Source organism: Neisseria sp. P0021.S006 (assembly GCF_051956895.1).
In genome coordinates, this window is record NZ_JBQCWZ010001179.1 from 1 (window position 1) to 469 (window position 469).

A 469-nucleotide genomic window follows, 5' to 3' on the forward strand; every position below is an offset into this window, starting at 1 on the left:
GTCTTCCTACCGTCCCACTCAAACGCCGCCTCGCCGCACTGGTTTACGAACTTCTGCTGACCGGCGCCGTTACCAGCATTGCCGCCCTTGCAGCCGGTATTGTCGCCATCTTTCTCAATCCCGTTTCCACGCGCCTGTCCATGCTGACAACCTGTCTGATTTTGTTCTACGCATGGTGGCTCTACTTTCGCGCCAACTGGCACAAAAAAGGCCAAACCCTCGCCATGCAGACATGGAAAATCGGCTTAGCCGATAAAAACGATACCCAGCCGCCCCTGCCGCAGCTGCGCCTACGCTTTATTTGGGCCAGCATTTTTATTGTCTTTATTCCCCTGTTTGCCTACGCCGGATTGCGCCATCTGCTCAATATACCACCCAAAGGCGCATTCGGCGCCGCGCTCATTTGGCTCATCCTGCCATGGGGCTTCGCCCTGTTCCATCCCGACCGCCAGTTCCTCTACGACTTCTT

The 469-nt window shown here is 56.1% G+C and carries 1 protein-coding gene; it reads left to right on the forward strand.

Annotated elements, in window-relative coordinates:
• Nucleotides 1-469 (forward strand): RDD family protein (locus ACTHUM_RS19350; RefSeq protein WP_440403914.1); only part of this gene is annotated, 469 nt, incomplete at both ends.